General features: G+C 36.7%; 15 protein-coding genes. 13 read left to right on the top strand and 2 right to left on the bottom strand.

All coding sequences use genetic code 11. The features are described 5' to 3' along the window. The first annotated feature begins 166 nt into the window (after positions 1-166). The 9 genes from HWV59_RS21495 to HWV59_RS21535 all read left to right on the top strand — a co-directional run bounded on the left by HWV59_RS21495 (position 167) and on the right by HWV59_RS21535 (position 12,589). Positions 167-400, top strand: a complete 234-nt coding sequence (locus HWV59_RS21495) for a hypothetical protein (RefSeq protein WP_175640199.1) — start codon at positions 167-169, stop codon at positions 398-400. Positions 401-828: 428 nt separating this feature from the next. Further along, positions 829-1,566, top strand: a complete 738-nt coding sequence (locus tag HWV59_RS21500) for a coiled-coil domain-containing protein (protein ID WP_175640200.1) — start codon at positions 829-831, stop codon at positions 1,564-1,566. Between the two features lie 13 nt (positions 1,567-1,579). Then, a complete protein-coding gene (locus HWV59_RS21505; RefSeq protein ID WP_175640201.1) occupies positions 1,580-2,542 on the top strand; it encodes a hypothetical protein in 963 nt (320 codons plus the stop codon). 42 nt (positions 2,543-2,584) lie between these two features. Further along, positions 2,585-3,775 carry a GTPase family protein gene (locus HWV59_RS21510; protein ID WP_175640202.1) on the top strand — a complete coding sequence of 397 codons (1,191 nt, stop codon included), beginning with the start codon at positions 2,585-2,587 and terminating at the stop codon, positions 3,773-3,775. 16 nt (positions 3,776-3,791) lie between these two features. Continuing rightward, positions 3,792-5,225, top strand: coding sequence for a GTPase (locus HWV59_RS21515; protein ID WP_175640203.1), 1,434 nt, complete (start codon positions 3,792-3,794; stop codon positions 5,223-5,225). A gap of 832 nt (positions 5,226-6,057) precedes the next feature. Then, positions 6,058-9,507: a family 43 glycosylhydrolase gene (locus HWV59_RS21520; protein WP_175640204.1), complete on the top strand. Its 3,450-nt coding sequence runs from the start codon at positions 6,058-6,060 to the stop codon at positions 9,505-9,507. 291 nt (positions 9,508-9,798) lie between these two features. Beyond that, positions 9,799-11,349 (top strand): IS1182 family transposase, encoded by a 1,551-nt coding sequence (locus tag HWV59_RS21525; protein WP_175640205.1) that lies wholly within the window; start codon positions 9,799-9,801, stop codon positions 11,347-11,349. 195 nt (positions 11,350-11,544) lie between these two features. Next, a complete protein-coding gene (locus HWV59_RS21530) occupies positions 11,545-11,691 on the top strand; it encodes a hypothetical protein (protein ID WP_175640206.1) in 147 nt (48 codons plus the stop codon). A gap of 193 nt (positions 11,692-11,884) precedes the next feature. Next, positions 11,885-12,589 carry an HAD family hydrolase gene (locus tag HWV59_RS21535; protein WP_175640207.1) on the top strand — a complete coding sequence of 235 codons (705 nt, stop codon included), beginning with the start codon at positions 11,885-11,887 and terminating at the stop codon, positions 12,587-12,589. 650 nt (positions 12,590-13,239) lie between these two features. Here HWV59_RS21535 and HWV59_RS21540 read toward each other — a convergent pair. After that, on the bottom strand, positions 13,240-13,482 hold the full coding sequence (locus tag HWV59_RS21540; RefSeq protein WP_175640208.1) for a hypothetical protein: 243 nt from the start codon (positions 13,480-13,482) through the stop codon (positions 13,240-13,242). Continuing rightward, complete coding sequence (locus HWV59_RS21545; protein WP_175640209.1) at positions 13,472-13,612, bottom strand: hypothetical protein; 141 nt, start codon at positions 13,610-13,612, stop codon at positions 13,472-13,474. Before HWV59_RS21545 ends, HWV59_RS21540 begins: the two co-directional genes overlap by 11 nt. A 224-nt stretch (positions 13,613-13,836) precedes the next feature. Between HWV59_RS21545 and HWV59_RS21550 the strand changes: the two genes are divergently transcribed. The 4 genes from HWV59_RS21550 (at position 13,837) to HWV59_RS21565 (ending at position 17,960) form a co-directional block, all read left to right on the top strand. Then, on the top strand, positions 13,837-14,505 hold the full coding sequence (locus HWV59_RS21550; RefSeq protein WP_235991862.1) for a GntR family transcriptional regulator: 669 nt from the start codon (positions 13,837-13,839) through the stop codon (positions 14,503-14,505). Positions 14,506-14,740: 235 nt separating this feature from the next. Continuing rightward, positions 14,741-15,916, top strand: coding sequence for an ABC transporter substrate-binding protein (locus HWV59_RS21555; protein WP_175640211.1), 1,176 nt, complete (start codon positions 14,741-14,743; stop codon positions 15,914-15,916). A gap of 66 nt (positions 15,917-15,982) precedes the next feature. Further along, complete coding sequence (locus HWV59_RS21560) at positions 15,983-17,089, top strand: ABC transporter ATP-binding protein (RefSeq protein WP_235991863.1); 1,107 nt, start codon at positions 15,983-15,985, stop codon at positions 17,087-17,089. A gap of 4 nt (positions 17,090-17,093) precedes the next feature. Then, positions 17,094-17,960: an ABC transporter permease gene (locus HWV59_RS21565; protein WP_175640212.1), complete on the top strand. Its 867-nt coding sequence runs from the start codon at positions 17,094-17,096 to the stop codon at positions 17,958-17,960. Position 17,961 lies beyond the last annotated feature (1 nt).

A 17,961-nucleotide genomic window follows, 5' to 3' on the forward strand; every position in this document is an offset into this window, starting at 1 on the left:
CCAGTACTTGATTATTAAAATAAAGCCATTTTGCTGCCTACTTTAATGGTCGGGACACTGAATGATTTCTAGATCTAATTTATCCTTCCAAGGTTTATAACATTTTAAGGTAATTAACCTGATATAATTATCTAATAATTTAATAGAATATATGCAGGAACTTGGTTTGCAGAATGGCATTCTGATTTCGCAAACTATCTGGTTCATAATGTTAGTTAACAGGCAAGGAGCAAGAAAAGGAAGCAAAAGTGGCATCAGAGGGGTCTCTTGGGACGAAACCAATCAGGATTGGATTGTAAGTGTAAAAGGTACATATTATGGAAGGTTCAAAAGTATTGAAAAAGCTAAGAAATTAGCAGAGGAAAAAATTAAAGAGCAGATGCCTTATATCAATAAATAAACCCTACTATCTTTTATTCGTATATACAAAAAAACACTCAAGCTCACCTCCATTTAGAGAGGTGAGCTATTTTTACGAAAGAAACAAAATCCAAATGTATAAAATACTTAGGAAATAATGAAGGTATTTTCCTAAACATGGATTCTGGTATAGTCCAATCTATCTTTTTTCTACTTGCAAAATATTCTCTGTCTGTACTATCTCCTTTTATAATTACGAACTGCAAAGATGATTTGTTTTAATTAAATGAAGTATAGACCAACTTTTTCATCTCACTTGGCTGAGATAGTAAATTTGGAAGTTCTGTGATAGATCTATCTACTTTAAAATGAAAATGGTGGTCCACTTTATTAGTACTCTATTTATCCACTAGGTCCCTGTTCCTAGATATGGTATAATATTGGAAAAACACAACTAGGAGATTAGTAATGGGAGTTTGGGATCAATTAACAGGTAAAGAAACAAATAATATTATAGAGGAATATAGTGAAGTGTATGGTGAAGTTCTATACGGAATTCACAGAGAAGTAAAGAAGCTGGAATTTGAAGTTGAGAAATATAAAAATTTTAATCAGGAAGTAGATAAGTTAGGGGACCTGGTACAAATCATTGACAGTAAATACCCGGAGATTGAAGACTGTATTGACAAAGTTGCTCAATTATCTCGAAAAATACTTATACATAAGAAACATATTAACGAAATAAAAACAAACATACAAGAAGAGCAACAGTCAAAGATAGACCTACTAAATCAATTCCATAAACAAGAAAAAATCAACAGTGAAGTTGAAAATAATTTAGTCATTATATCAAAGAAAATGAATGAGATTGAAATAACTCTAGAACAATATTCTTCAACTATTATATCTAAACAAGTTCAACTGTCTGAGAGTCTTGAAAAGTTAGAAACAACCTATGAAGCTAATTATAAACTTCAACAAAACCAAATAAAGAGTGTTTTACATAAATTGATGCTTTTAAAGGATCAGGCTTCTAAAGAACTAGAAAATGAAAAGTATACACGGAAAAAGCAAATTGAAGACTTGGCACGCCAAATGGAAGAAAGGGAAAAGAGACATACTAATAAGCTAAGGAAAATTAGTTATAGCTTTTTCGCAATGGCCATCATACTTATAGCCTGGAATGTGTGTTTAACAATCTATTAAGGGAGGGGTAGGTGTGAATAACCATCTGAAAAAAATAGCAGATCAATATAGTCATGAACGAAGTGGTGTAGGAAGTATTAAAGAGAAAGTTTCTCAGCTCTATAACAATTATATAAAGGGCAAAGAAAAGCTTATTACCGATATCGTAACATCTAGTATTGCGTTAGAATCAATCATTAATCTGAATTGTATCAATCATAATGAAATTAATCCTCAAATGGAAGAAGCATTTAACTTATCATACCCTAATTTGGAATTAGCTGACTTGGATCAATATAGTAATTTGGAGCTGGAAGGAATTATGAATGCTTGGAAGGGTAAATACTTTGAGGTTCAGGTACGGGATGAATTAAATCAAGGAGAATGGATTGGCGATGTTCACCTTGAAGTTGGGCAAGAAGCCGTCTTAGCGGAAAGTCCTGTACAACCTGGGTGGGATTTACAAATCTTGAATGCTGATGGAACAGTTGATGAAGTACTCCAACTTAAAGCAACCGAATCATTAAGTTATATAAAATCAGCTATTTCTGAATATCCAGATATTCAAATTATGGCTACAAACGAAGTTCTCGAAAACGCAGATGCAATTACAGAGCAAATTTTACCAAGTGGAATTAATAATAGTGACCTGGAAGCTGATTTATTAGAGCCTTTTTCAACTTCACTTATTGATACATTATTACCAGGACTCCCCTTTGCGATCATTGCGCTGGGGGAAGGACATAAAGTTCTTGTTGGAAAAAAGGATCTGAATCTAGCACTTAACGATACTCTTGAACGTTCAATAAAGTCTGGAATCGCAATCGGAGCTGGTTCAGTTGTGTATGCATTAGATGGAGGGTTATTAAGTATACCTACGACAATATTAACTAGAGCGGGTATTGATCGTTTTCAATTGATGAAAGGGATTTCTAATCGGGTTATCGGGAAGAAGGAAAAAATAATAGAGCTAAAAGACTATTATATTTATCCCTAATAAACAAGAGCATAGAGAAATTTATACATATGGAGGATTATGATGCTGAATCAACTAAATTCTAAGGTGTTTAATTATGGTTTATTTGAAGTATTAAAGAAGAGAGGGGTACATTTCACCCCTGAAATGAGAAAAAAAATTGAAGAAAGAATCGATGCTGTACTTAGCTACGAGCCTAGAATTGGAGTTTTTGGCAAAACGGGTGTAGGAAAATCTAGTTTGTGCAATGCATTATTTGGTCAAGACATTTGTCCAGTCAGTGATGTAGAAGCTTGTACTAGAGATACAAAGGAAGTTCTTCTTAATATTGGTACTAAGGGGTTAAAGTTAGTTGATGTACCTGGAGTTGGAGAGAGTGCAAGTCGTGATCAAGAATATGAAGAATTATATAATAACCTTCTTCCTGAATTAGACGTTGTATTTTGGGTGTTAAAGGGAGATGATCGTGCTTTTTCGTCTGATGCAAAGTTTTATAATGAGGTTGTCAAACCACATTTGGAACAAGGGAAGCCTTTTTTTATTGTCTTGAATCAAATTGATAAAATCGAGCCATTTAGAGAATGGGACTTAGAAAATTGTCTACCAGGACCGAAGCAACAGAAGAATATTAACGCAAAGATAGAGATGGTATCAAAGTATTTTGAAGTTCCTACAAGTAAAATTATTCCAGTTTCTGCTGATGAAAAATATGGCCTTATTAGACTAATTGATGAAATTGTTTTTGGACTACCTAAAGATAAAAAAATCACATTTGCCAAAGGTGTATCTAAAGGGAATGTTTCTAAGCAGGCAGAGGGTCATGCCAAAAAAGGATTTATTCAGACCGTTGATGAATTCTGTCAAGATGTACTCCCGGGTTATGGAGTAATGAAGCATGTCATCCATAATGTATGGGAGTCAGTTACAAGCAAGTGCTACATAACATCTTCTGCTTGCTTAGCTTTAGGTAAAGGTGATCATTGTGAGGAATTAAATCTTTTTAGAAGATTCCGTGATAAGTGGCTTGTTCATCAAAATGGAGGAAAAGCAGATATTGAAGAATATTATCGGGTTGCACCCAAAATAGTTGATCAGATTAATAGTCAACCGGATTCAGACGCAATTTATAAAAAGATATGGGAAGATCATCTAAATGAATGTCTACAATTGATTCAAAAAAAGTCATATGTTGAAACGAGAATGGTATATTCAAACATGGTCAATACACTAAAGAAGCATTACGCAAAGGATTAAGTAAGAAAAGAATTTTATGAGAATTATATATTCAGATATTATTTTTGAGTTGTTTAGACACTTTTCATATCAGCCATATTCAATACATATTGATCATTTAAGTAATACTGAAATACATGAACTTAACTATATAGAGGAAGATGCAAAGATTCTTTTTATAGGTAAAACCGGTTATGGGAAGTCCTCTACTCTTAATAGTCTTATAGGAAAAGAATGTTTCAAAACCAGTAATGTAGAGAGTTGTACTAGAGTCTGTGAAGGAGCTAGATATCAGTTTCCTAATCAGCAAGGTTCATTAACACTAATTGATTTACCTGGAGTGGGAGAATCTAAGCAATTAGATACAGAATACACAAGCTTATATGAGAGTTTATTAAGTGAAGCAACAGTAATCGTATATTTGCTTCGTGCGGATCAAAGAGATTTTGCCATTGATGAGCAAGTCTTTGGCTCATTATTTTCAGCAAATGAAATAAGAAAAAAACTAATTATAGGAGTAAATGGTGTAGATAAAATTGAACCATTAAATAGAAGACATCCCTTTGTTCCTACTTATGAACAGCATCTAAACCTGGATAAAAAAATAAATGAAATATCATCTTTTTTCTCAATAGAAAGGGAGGCTATAATAGCCTATAGTGCAATGGAAAGTTGGAAGACAAGAGACCTTTTATCTCTTATTACGCAAAAGGTTGTAGCATTACTTTCACCAAAGTATAATCCTGAAAAAAGGTTTGAAAAAAGAGCGAAGTCCGGTGACAGAACAGCACAATATTCCTTAGGATTATTATATTATTTTGGCGATGGAGTCATTCAAGATTATAAGAATGCATTTTATTGGTTTGAATGTGCTGCCCAAAAAGGCCATATGGAGGCACAAAATTACCTGGGTGATATGTTCGCAAACGGTCAAGGTATATCTAAGGATATATATCATGCTATCTACTGGTACAAAAATTCTGCGAACCAGGGAAACCCAATTTCTCAGTTTAACCTTGGCTTAATTTATATGGAAGGAAAGCAGGTTTCACAGAACAATTTAGAAGCCTTCCAATGGTTCTTAAAAGCCGCAATCCAAGGTGAGGTAGCAGCACAACATAATATCGGATATTTTTATCAATACGGAACTTGTGGTAAAGATATAGACTATGATCAATCCATAAATTGGTATAAAAAGGCCGCAAAAGAAAATTATTCGAGTTCACAAAACAACCTGGGATACATTTATGAGAACGAAAAAAAAGACTATCTTCAAGCCTTTTATTGGTACAAAAAAGCCGCAGACCAAGATCACAAAAATGCCCAGTTTAATTTAGGCAGGTTATTTGAAGAAGGAAAAGGGGTTCTTCAAAGTACATTTGCAGCAAAAACATGGTATAAGAAAGCTGCTAGACTAGGTAATAAGTTGGCTAAAGAAAAGCTTAAAGAATATCAAGACGAGAGGATGTAGGACCAGGGGGACAGGTCCCTCGTCCCATTCGTTTACACAGATTGTGGTTACTAATACTATAAGAATTAAATAGAGAAAGATTATGATAAGAACCATATTATAGAGATAGTTGATTAACCTTCTTTCAGGGTCAGGGGGACAGGTCCCTCGTCCCATTCGTTCACACAGATTATGGTTACTAATACCATAAGATTTAAATAGCGAAAGATTATGATAAGGGGCATATTGTAGAGATAGTTGATTAACCTTCTTTTAGAGCCGAAAGTGAAATTTCCCCCTTACGATAGTGAGTGTGCGAAAAGTGTCCATGCACTTCTTTTTCTCCCAAAGGATAGATCTATTGATAAGAATGAACATCCGATTTACACCCTACTTTGAAACCGGTCGCAAAAGTTCTGTAAATTCACTTATAAGATCATGTGAAATTGGTACTTAATCCACCAATTTTCTAGAGTTTTTCTTACCAAAGTTACTGAATAAATTAAGATGTATTCATTATTAAATCTCTATACATCCACCATTTATCCTACGATTATTTTTAATGAAACATGGAACACAGGAGAAACGTAGGATATTCACATACATCCAAATAAATAGTATTGACAAAGACCCTATTTAGACATTATATTGAAAGCGGTTGCATTATTACAGAAAATGAATGTACTCTTTCCCCTCTTATAAATACTTTTTCGCAACCATCCTACTTACCTCCAGATCAACATCCTAGGAAATCCTTTTTAACAAAGGATTTAGTGCATTTCCCATTCAAAATCTGCTCTACTGTTTTATGTTTCAAACTAAGGTTGTAAAAAAATTTCAAGGAGGAATCAATTTGTCCAAATCAAGAAAACTATTTTTTCTACTTCTCACACTCACATTTATCCTATCAACCCATTTCTCTATGACACCAGCCTTCGCAGCAGAAGGCGAAGACGATTTTACAGACGAAGAACTAAAAAATAATGACTACATCCTTTATTTCGTAAACGCAGGGGATAAAACACCTGACACTGTCGAAGGCGCAGACAAAATGGGTCTTTATTCAAGTAAAACAGAACAACCCTACGGTGTGGATGCAACCACAGGAAAGAAGTGGGGACTAGTGACAGAAACAACCTCTACTACAGTGATTGATGGAAACGAAACAGATAAAAAGACAACATTACGCTATTATAATGGCCCTCAAGCACGTGATAAAGCCATTGAATACAAGTTCCAATTACCAGATGGTGAGTATGATATTTTAGTAGGATTTAAAAATCCATGGAGTGGAAGAAGCGTCAATATCATCAGTGAGGGGCAAAATCTGTCTCAGGGTGATTATGACATTGGCAGCTACAACGCTGAAAAAGAATTCACCTACCATCAGCTCTCCGTAACAGATGGAGAATTAGACCTTAAAATCCAAGGTCCGGCTTCAGCTACATTAACGAATTATAATGATCCATTAGTAAACTATATTCTTATCAAAAAGTATGTGACGATTCCAGTGTCTGACTTAGAAGCTAAAATTGTAGAGGCAAAAATAGAAGCGGATAAGACGGATGTCTATTATCCGAAAGGAATTGAAGACTTAAATACTGCGATTAAGGAAGCGGAGGCTTTGCTTAACGATATAAATGAAGATGGATTAGATGTATCGTCTAAGGCTGTACAAGAAAAGATTCGATCTTCAATAAAACAATTAAATGATAGGATAGATGGACTTATGGTGAATATACCAAATGAATCATTTAAACCAGGGCAGCCATGGTTAGATACGAACGGTAATATCATTCAGGCTCATGGCGGCGGCATCATGTACGATGAGCAAACCGAAACATACTACTGGTATGGAGAAGATAAAACAAATGGCTACCTGCCTGCAACAGGTGTTCATGCCTATTCATCAAAGGATTTATATAATTGGAAAGATGAAGGTGTAGTCATGAAGGCGGTTGAAAACCGTGAAGATTTAGATACAGATCCGTACTTTAAAGAGTTATATAAAAATAGATCCTCTTCAGAAAAAGACGTTATTTTCAGTGATATAAATACAGCACGCGGTGTTTTAGAACGACCGAAAGTGATTTATAACGAGAAAACAGATAAGTATGTGTTATGGCTGCATGTTGATGGACCATATGAGGGTTCTGACTCTAACTATGCAAAGGCAAAAGCTGGTGTTGCGATCAGTGATTCACCAACAGGACCTTTTGAGTATTTAGAGAGCAATCGCTTAAACAAAGTGCCGGAAGGATTCCCATATAAGGTCCAAAATACCGGAATGTCCCGAGATATGACCTTATTTAAAGACGATGATGGAACAGCCTATATCATCTATTCAAGTGAAGAAAATTACTCATTGTATATTTCAAAGCTAAATGAAGATTACACAGCAATTGCTGGAGAAGAATATGGAAAAGACTTTATCCGTGCCATTTACGACGGCCATCGCGAAGCCCCTGCGATGTTCAAGTATGAAGGGAAATACTACTTGATTACATCGGGTGCAACTGGATGGGACCCGAACCCGGCCAGATACCATGTGGCAGACTCTGTTTTAGGAGAATGGAAGCCGATGGGAGATCCGTCAGTTGGAGATAATGCATCAACAACGTTTGGATCGCAAAGTACGTACGTCATCCCGGTCGACCCAGAGAACGGTAAATTCATATATATGGGAGATCGCTGGAACAAAAATGATCTAACCAACTCAAGATATGTTTGGCTTCCAATTGAATTTGGAGATGAAGATGAAATCATCCTCCAATGGTATGATGAGTGGAATTTGGATACGTTAAACAGAATGGGTAGAGTCACAATCAACACCGAATTACCTGAAAAAGTATCACTTAATGAAGTTCCAAGTCTTCCAAATAAGATTAATGTTACGTATTCCGGTAAGCAAATGGATACAACAGTTACATGGGACATCAACGCGGACACTTTCACTAAACCTGGTACGGTAGTGGTTGAAGGAACACTTCCTGAAGTCGCAAACAAAGTGATTCGAGCAGAAATTGTGGTGATTCCTGACAATGTAAAATACTTTGTCCATGCTGGAGGAGCAAAAACACAGGATTACACAAAATGGTCTTCCTATATGCAGGACACACTTGTTAATAAAGATACGATTGACCAAATGTACGAACCAGACAAAGGTCAAACATGGGGCTATGTAGGAGATATCTCAAAGCCTGCCGGTGGTGAAGGTGATGATCTCTTCTCAGCACTACGATACCTTGTTGGTGGCAACGGTACAGATCTTACTTATAAGTTCCAGCTTGAAAACGGGAAATACACTGTATATACAGGTCTTTATGATCGTTGGTACTCATCAACAAAAGGCTCAAGGAAAGCAAATATCCTTATAAATAATGAAGTAAGAACGGAAAACTATACATTCACAGATGCATATGATGTGCTGGGATATGACGTCGACATTACCGATGGTCTACTGGATGTAACCGTTCGAAATACAAATGCTCCAGACCCGCAAATTAGTTGGATTATGATTGTTGAAGAGGAAGAAAAAGATACGACGGCTCCAACTGGAGATTTCTCAATAAATGAAGGAGCAGCATATACAAACAATCAAAAAATCAATCTTAGCCTCAATGCTGAAGATGACGCAAGTGGAGTAAACCAATTCAGAATTTCAACAAATTCAGAGAATTGGAATGAGTGGGAGGACTACAAAACATCCAAAGACATTGAACTACCTAGTGGCGACGGAGAGAAAACAGTATATGTCCAATACAAAGACGGTTCAGGAAATATAAGTGAAACCTATCAACAAAAGATTACACTAGATACAAATGCTCCAGTGATTGAGTTTTCAGGTGGAAAAGAATACACAGTTGATGCCGATATCTCAATCTCATGCGTTGCTACTGACGAACTATCAGGTATTGAACAGGAAAACTGCTCAACTGTTGAAGGACCTGCTTACAATTTCAAAATCGGTGAAAACAAAATTTCCGCTTCAGCTACAGACAAAGCCGGAAACAAAGCTGAAGTAGAAGAAACATTCACAGTAACAGTAGACTTTGACAGTCTAAGCAGATTAACAGAAACCTTTGTTACAAAAGAAGGGATTGCCCAAGCCCTAACAACAAAACTATCATCTGCAAAACAAGCCGCAGAAAAAGGAAACAAACAAGCCATGGAAGAAAAACTAAACGCATACACAAACCAACTATCTGCCCAAAGCGGCAAATCAATAACAAAAGAAAACGCTGAATTACTAACTTCGTTGGCGGGACAGGGGGACAGGTTCCTTGTACCAGTCGTTCACTGATCCTAGTTACAGAGACTAGGCTGTTGGAGGAATATAAAAAGGCAGCGGTTCTAAGAAGAAAGGTTAAAAGGAAGTGTTTGCGCACTTCCTTTTTTTATTCAGGGAGAGTGTTCATCATCCCAAAAGGATGACGAAGGTGGTTCAGGGGGACAGGGAGAGGCCACTGAAAAACACCTCCTAAATAATGGGGATATATAATAAAACAGTATAATAAAAAAGAAAACCCTCCTATTTTTGGTATAATTGAATCGACCAAGAAACAATTAATCAAAAGAAGGAAGGTTTTCTTTTATGCTTAAAGACAAAGATATGCAATTAAGCATCTATTCAGTATTATACAATAAAATTCCTGAAAATCATCAACTTAAAATTCTTAGAGACGAATTAGATTTTAGTTTCATTAACATAGAACTCGAAAAAACCTACAGTAAGTATTATGGTAGACCGGCAAAAGAGCCTGAGCTTATGGTAAAACTTTTAGTCTTACAATATCTTTATAATTTATCAGACGAACGTGTTATTGAAGAGGCTTCATTGAACCTTGCTTACATGTATTTTCTAGGCATTAACCCCGAAGATGATCTACCTCATCCAAGCCTTTTGACTAAGTTTCGTAAAAATAAATTAGAAGGAAATTTAACGATTGATGACATCATCTCTAAAATCGTAAAACAATGTGTAGATAAAGGGATTATACAGGGAACGGGAATAAGCATTGATACAACTCACACAGCATCTAACACATTTAAATGTACCGCAGAAAGAGTAATGAAGCGTCTAGCTAAAAAGATTTTTAAAACTGTGGAGAACGAAAACGGTGAAGTACCGAAGGAAATAAATCAGGAGATTCCAGATTATAAAGAAATAAAAGATCATAAAGAAGCTAAGGCAACCATGAAGTCTTATCTCGAAGAGATAATTTCAAGTGTAGAAGAACATACAGAAATACAAAACAACTCCAAGGTGAAGGAATTACTAGAGGTTACGAAAGAAATTCTGGAGGACCCTAAATTTCTGGAACAAAAAGGAGTTCGTTCCATTGTAGATCTAGACGCTAGAGTTGGACATAAAAGTAAAACTTCCCATTTCTTTGGTTATAAAACAGAATTTATGATGATACCGAAAGAGCGAATTATAACAGCAGTTCATGTTGATAATGGGGCCTATGTGGATGGTAAAATGTTTGACGAGTTATTAGAACAAACAAAAAAAGGCGGTATTTTCATAGAAGAAATATTTGCCGATAAGGCTTATTTTCGTAAGATAATACTAGATAGAATAAAAGAAATTGGAGCTAAAGCATACATACCAGTAAGTGAAATGGCCTATAGAGTAAATGAAGCACTTTACAGCTACAATAAAGATTCTGATGAATGGTTCTGTATTCAGGGGAATATTTCCGTAAGGAAATACCACAAAAAGACTAAAAACCGACAATCCTATCGTTATTACTTTGGAAAGGAAACTTGCAGAAGTTGCCCGTTTAGAGATGTTTGTATTTCTGGTAAAACTGTAGCAAAAGTTTTAGAGGTTGGGATCAATACTCCAGAATTCTATGAATACAGCCAACAACAAAAGTCAGATGAATTCAAAGAAAAATATCGGGAAAGAGCTTCTCACGAATGGAAAAATGGTGAGATGAAGAATTTCCACGGGTTAGATCGTGCCAGGGGGTACGATCTAAAAAGCGTGGCCTTACAAGCAAAATTAACTGCATTAGCAGTAAATTTAAAGAGGATAGCAGCGATACTATCCTCTAAAAAGTCAGCTATAGTCATTTTTTATTCCATTTTCTTGAAATATATAGTTGGAATCCGTAAATTTCATAAAATGAGTATTTAAAAAGGGCACTTTTTCAGTGGTCTCGGACAGGGAACCTGTCCCCCTGAACCACCAGGACAATCAATCGAAATTTGTCGAAGGTTGATTAATAGTTTGATAGGAAGTTTATGATAAGATGGGGTTGCAACTGAATATTGTGAGGGTGGTTGGTTGTCGCTCTTCTTTCTGTTTTTTGGAGGAAAGGAGGTGATAATCATGGAAACATTTCTTGAATTTCTACGAGAAGTTCTGAAGGGAGTTGTACGGGAAATTAGTGCATATTTCTTTCGGAAAAACGTATTAGAAAACAAGAAAACCACCCCGCGCCGTAGGAAGCAAAAGGGTGGTTCTCAAAGGAAATAACTTTTTGACAACCACCACCCTGACGGTAGAGGTTGCAGGGAGAAGTGTTAGCGCACTTCTCTTTTTTATTATATTCTTATTATACATGGGATAAACCTTCAAATAAAGTGAAAGGTCCCTGGTTACGGAGAGTAACGAGTGATCGGTTCTCACTTTTTTCATGATTAGAGGAAGGTTAAGGAGGCTATGAAATATGGATACTATTATTTTCGACGTAGATGACACACTTTATGACCAAGCACGATCTTTTCATACGACATTCAGAAACATGTTTGAAGGTCCGTTTACAGATGAAGAGATTGATCAAATTTACCGAGTTAGCCGAAAGTATAGTGAAATTCTATTTGATCAAAGTGAAGCAGGTGAAATCACCCAATTTGAATGGCAGACTGGGCGTATTATCAAGGCTTGTAAAGACTTTAATATACCGATTGATACAGAAAAAGCTGTTGAATTTCACCACCTTTATGTGGAAGAACAACAGAAAATCTTCTTATTTGATGAAGTCGAACAATTATTAGAAGCTCTTTCCAAGGAAGGAAAACAGCTTGCCATCCTGACAAATGGAGAAGAAAAGCACCAGGCGAAGAAGATTGAGCAACTAGAGCTTACCAGGTGGGTTCCCACAGAAAACATCTTTATTTCTGGCACACACGGACATGCCAAACCGAAACGGGAAATCTTTGAAATAATCGAGGAAAAACTAGGGCTTGATAAAACAAAAACGGTTTATATCGGAGACTCTTTTGAAAAAGATGTTATCGGAGCAAAGCAAGTCGGGTGGCAGGCAATCTGGATGAATCATCGGAAAAGAGCATTACCTCAAAACGCTGCCTATAAGCCGGATCATGAAGTATATAGTGCAAAAGAGCTTTTGGATGTGTTTGTTGGGAAATAGAAATGGACCAGTGGGACAGGTTAACTGTCCCACCTTCTTGCTAATATTAATTAAAGGTATGGTCATAGTCTACGATATAACGAGTAAAATTGGTTTTAAAATTCTACCTATTTATTTGAATCATATAGCCCAAAGAAGAATAAACATTACGCCCTATTTTGTATGCGTTTACAACCTTGTATAATTAGCATCAACAAAGATAGGAGGCGATCAAATTGTCTTTAATATCTAAATTAATGTACACATGGCACCATATCAGAAGAAACTACCATGAAGAACTAATTGAAAGCTGTATTGACAGCAACCTAAAAGCCAAACTACATAATAAACTCAATTACCATACCGAAAAACTTTCCGAACTAAATGGGTGGGTCGAGGTTGGGTCAGGGGGACAGGTCCCTCGTCCCACTAGTTCATGTACTGGTCACAACGATTATTAATTTTTACTTATAAAGCAATAACCAAATAAGGAGAAGCGAAAGCCCTTCCTTCCGCCTTTCCTTATTTTCATATCTACCATCTACCTTAAACCTTCAGCCAAAAAATACTTCCTCAACTTACCAATCTCATCTTGACGCCATCCTTTCACAGCAGTAACAGAAACTCCCTCATCCTCAGCAATTTCACTTGGTGTACTCCCTCCCGTATAGCTAGTAAGCTTTAACCCATTTACGCTGATTTTCAGACAATAGAGTGGAGACTTTTTCAAGCATAGATTCCCATAGGACCGCAGAAAAATCATCATGAGTCATCTCAGCCTGAACCCAAAAATCCTCAACTGGACTCTCCCTTTCTTCTTGGATTGTTTCCTCGGTAAGTGCAGACTTCATCCGTTCAATAATATACGAATAAGCATAAGACTTAAATTTCCCTTTTTCCTCATTAAATCGCAATGAAGCCTCCCATAAAGCAATGCATCCAATCTGGTAAAACCGTTTTGTAAAGTCCTAGTTTTTTCATTGCATGATAAATCATTGGCTCAAATTGTTGCTGTAATTCTTCAAATCTCGCATCCTCGTACATGTAAGAATCCTTCTAAGAATGCATTCTTATGTATCCTGACCAATGCGATTATTTTTTCTAGGATTAGGAAGATTAGGGGATTTTTAAAAAAAATATTAATTGAATAGTTGAAATATTGAAAGCGTTGCCATATAATAGGCATATAACTACCATACTAGTAATACTAATTTATTAATATACATGAGATAAATAATGATGGGGTGGATACGAGGTGGTTATCTATATTGAAGACACGCATTAACGGTTCAACAAGGGATTATGTATATCAAACAATAAAAAAACGAATCATTTATTTAGAGTTAAAACCTGGTACAAAAATTTCTGAAAAGGAAATAGCTGAAAACCTTGAGGTAAGTCGAACTCCTGTGAGGGAGGCATTCATTAAATTGGCTCAGGAAGAGCTGGTAGGAATCTATCCTCAAAGCGGGACAATCGTTTCAAAAATCGATTTGGGTCATGTTGAAGAAGCAAGGTTCGCAAGGGAGAATATCGAAAGAGCAATTGTGAGGATGGCGTGCACCGATTTTGATGATGAGCAATTATTTGGTCTTGAAACAAATATTGCCCTGCAGGAGCTTTGCCTAGGGAAAGAAGGAACTCATCATCGTTTATTTGATCTTGATGAGGAATTTCACAAAAGGCTGTATGAAGGATGTAACAAGTTAAGAATTTATAAGATGATCCAGCAAATGAATAGCCATTTTGATAGGTTAAGGGTTTTAAGACTTGCAACCAATACCGATTGGAATGTGGTTGTGTCACAGCATAAGGAAATCTACCAGGCTATTGTTGAGAGAAACATGGATAAGGCAGAAAAACTGATGGTTAATCATTTGAAATTAGTTAATTTTGAGAAAGATGAGTTGAAATTTCGTTACCCGGATTATTTCTAGTAGTTACTACATATTTATCGCAACTGGGACTATAAGGTTGAAAAAACATGGAGAGTTCACTAAAGAAGAACTTTCTTTACATCATTTTGAAAACGTTGTTATTTTTTAAATGGATTTCATTCTTCAACTTTTGGGGAGGTGAGGAGAATCTGCGATTAACTTTCCGAAGAAATGTAAGCGTTGCCTAACGAGGATTAACTCTCAATATTAAACGAGATACAAGGGGGATAAAATGATGAAAAAGTCTTTAAAGATTGTATTTAGTTTGCTGTTAGTATTGTCAATGATATTAGCCGGCTGTGGTGGTGGGGAAACTTCATCAGGCGGTTCATCGGATGGAGAAGCAACAAAGATTACTATTTATACGGTAGCTGGTGGAGATGAATACTATAATGACCTTCTCATCCCGATGTTTGAAAAGGAAACTGGCGGAAAGTACGAAATTGAATATGGACGTGGAACACCTCAGGAAATTATTAATAAGATCAAAGCTCAAGGTAAAAATGGAAATATTGATTTAGTTATTACTGGTTTGGATGGTCTTCCTCTAGGGATTGAAGCAGGACTATGGGAACAGGTTGTTCCAACATATGAAGAAGAACTACATGTTGCCCAGTGGAATGATATCGCAAAGGAATATATCGAAAAGTTTGACGGATATGGCGTTCCGACTGTAACGGGTCCTGGTGGTCCAATTCTTGTTTACAATGAAGATAAAGTAAAAAATCCTCCTACAACATATGCGGAGCTTAAAACATGGATCGAAGAAAATCCAGGGAAGTTTACATACCCGGCTGTTCCTTCCAGCGGGCCTGCACGTGGTTTCTTCCTAGGTTTAGCACAAGCAATGGGTGAAGATATCAATGATCCGAAGTCTTTAGATAAAACATGGACGTATTTAGAAGAAATTGGTGAAACAATCGACAATTATCCAGCGAAAACATCTGATAGCTTTAACGCTTTATATGATGGAGCAGTTGATATTATCCCACACTTCCCACTATGGTTTGGTAACTTACAAGTTCAAGGGACAGTACCTCCAAACATTAAAGCAGTTAAGCTAACGGATACGACACAAATCGTTGATTCTCAGTTCTTAGTCATGTTAAAGGATCTACCTGAAGATCGTAAAAAGGCTGCATTAGAATTTATGGAGTTTGCAACATCAAAAGAAGCGCAGGCACAAGGATTATCGGTTGGATTCTCTCCTGCAAATACAGAAGCAACGGCAGATTTACTGTCACCTGAAAACAAGGAAAACTATGACAAATTAGCAGAGGTTGTTTTACCTGAATTCAAGAATGGAGAAACGATTGGATTAAAAGAAGGAGATTGGTCGTTATTCCCGTCTCTTGAAGCAACAACAGAGCATTACAAAAATTGGGAAGAAAAAATTCAAGCGAAAAAGTAATGGTGATACAGGGGCAGCTCCCTCAAGGCTGACGGAGGGAGCTCACCTATAAAAGGAGGAGACATAATGGCGAAAGCTTTAGCGGAGATGAACGTTCATTCAGCTAGTACGAGTGTCCAGATTAAGGATTTAGTAAAAAACTTTGGTCAAACGACGGCTGTACATAGTGCGAACATCGATATTCTTAGTGGGGAATTTATGACACTTCTTGGACCCAGCGGTTGTGGGAAAACAACAATCCTTTCAATGGTATTAGGAATTATTGATGCTTCAAGCGGATCGATTTCTTTTAATGGGGAGCCTGTGACCCATATTCCAATGAATAAAAGGGATGTAGGGATGGTTTTCCAGAACTATGCTCTATTTCCGCATATGACAGTTGCACAAAATGTTGCCTTTGGTCTGGATATGAGAAAAGTAAAAAAAGATGAAAAGAAACGAAGAGTTCAAGAAGCATTGGAAATGGTTCAACTCGATGGATATGGCGACCGTTTCCCGAAAGAGCTAAGTGGAGGTCAACAACAGAGGGTTGCGTTGGCGCGGGCACTGGTTATTCGACCAAAAGTATTGTTGTTGGATGAGCCGTTGAGTAATTTGGATGCCAAATTACGTAAGGATATGCGGATTCAATTAAAGCGATTACACGATGAATTAGGAATTACGATTATATACGTAACACATGACCAGGAAGAAGCTTTGTCTTTATCAACAAAAGTAGCGGTCATGTCAAAAGGTGTCATTCAACAGATTGGTAGTCCGCAGGATATTTTCGTTAATCCTAAAAATCATTTTGTCGCGAACTTTGTTGGATATGCGAATTTTATCCATGGGAAATTAATAGGTGAGCAGGATGATCAGTTTCTATTTGAATCACCTACATCTGGTAGATTGCTAGTTAAGAAGAGCGGACGTCATCAAGTAGGGGATGAAGTCATTCTTACGATTAAACCTGAAAACCTGCGAATGGGTTCTGAAGATGAATCTGGCATGAATGTCATAAAAGGGAAAGTTCTTGTAAGCGATTACGTAGGAAGTACGACCGGATACGAAATTGAAACAGATAAAGGTGAAGTGTTTAAAGTGAATGTATTAGGATTGGAGCCTTATTCACTCGGTCGAGAGGTTACCCTGCATTTTAATCCGGAATCTTTACTAATTTTAGATAAGGAGTGAGAGAATGAATCAGCAAGCTAATAAAGCAAATAAGACCGATTTTCTTCTACTTCTTCCTGCATTACTTCCTATCTTAATCATTTTTGTTTATCCATTATTAAAAGGAGTTTTACTTACTTTTCAGGAAACTGGTGAAACCGGGTTCACACTTAGCAACTATATTCGCTTTTTTACAGAACCTGATTACTACGAAACGATTTTTCGCACCTTATACCTTGTTGTTCCTGCTGCCTTCTTAGAACTGGTTGTGGCCTTTGCAATTACCTATTTTATTCGAGGGAAAATGAAAGGAAAAGGCATTATTGGAGGACTCATTATTTTTCCTCTAACATTGGGATCTCTGTTAGTAGATATGGGTATTATCGCTTTCTTTAGTCCTACCGGCTGGTTTAATCAATTTATTATGGGAATCGGGCTAACGGATGAACCTGTTAAGCTGCTTTATAATTACTGGGGTGCTTTTATTGCTCTGTTTATCTTGGGAGTTGCGTTTCTTGCTTCAAATTTAATCGGAATGATGGATTCCATTGATCCTAATTTAGAGCAGGCGGCACGTTCTCTTGGCGCAAGTGAATGGGTCACGTTCAGACGTGTATTTTATCCATTGATTCGTTCCAACCTTCTTACGATCTTTGGCCTGAATTTAATTATGCAAATCGGTGTGTATACATCGGCCATCATCGTCGGGAATCCGGCCTCGGACACGCGAACTTTTGCCGTCGTGGCGTTTGAAGAAGCGATGCGTAATTTTAACTATAATATGTCAAATACGGTTGCTGTTGTGATGGCACTTACTCAATTATTAGTGTTAGGTATTGTCTTTGGATTAAAAAAACGAGGATATACAGGTTCTGCTACAACATTTAAATAAA

Source organism: Metabacillus schmidteae (assembly GCF_903166545.1).
Taxonomy (GTDB): domain Bacteria; phylum Bacillota; class Bacilli; order Bacillales; family Bacillaceae; genus Metabacillus; species Metabacillus schmidteae.